Below are 301 nucleotides of genomic sequence, written 5' to 3'. Positions count from 1 at the left end.
GCTGGAATTACGGCTGGGACCTGCTGCGCCAGGGCAAGGCCGAGGCCGCCCTGGAGCAATGGCAGGCCGCCGCCGGTGGTTCACTGAGCAAGCCGGCCTGGTTGCCGCCCACCTATGCGCTGGCGTTGTGGCGGGCCGGGCAGAAGCAGGAGGCGGTGCAGTGGTATGCCGCGGCGGTGCGCACCGAGCCGGCGCAATGGAGCGACAGCAGCCGCTATGCGCAGTTGCTGCCGTTGTGGCGTGACGACGAGCGCGCCTCGCTGGCGGAAGTGCAGCAGGCGTGGGCGGCTGCCCCGCCGGC

General features: G+C 72.4%; 1 protein-coding gene. It reads left to right on the top strand.

All coding sequences use genetic code 11. From position 1 onward, the window contains the following. The coding region (locus tag EN850_RS35475; protein ID WP_210238091.1) for a hypothetical protein at positions 1-301 on the top strand (301 nt) is incomplete at both ends.

The organism is Mesorhizobium sp. M8A.F.Ca.ET.207.01.1.1, assembly GCF_004794715.1.
GTDB lineage: Bacteria > Pseudomonadota > Alphaproteobacteria > Rhizobiales > Rhizobiaceae > Mesorhizobium.
The sequence above is the reverse complement of the archived record's forward strand: the minus strand, read 5'-3'. Positions and strand labels throughout refer to the sequence as shown.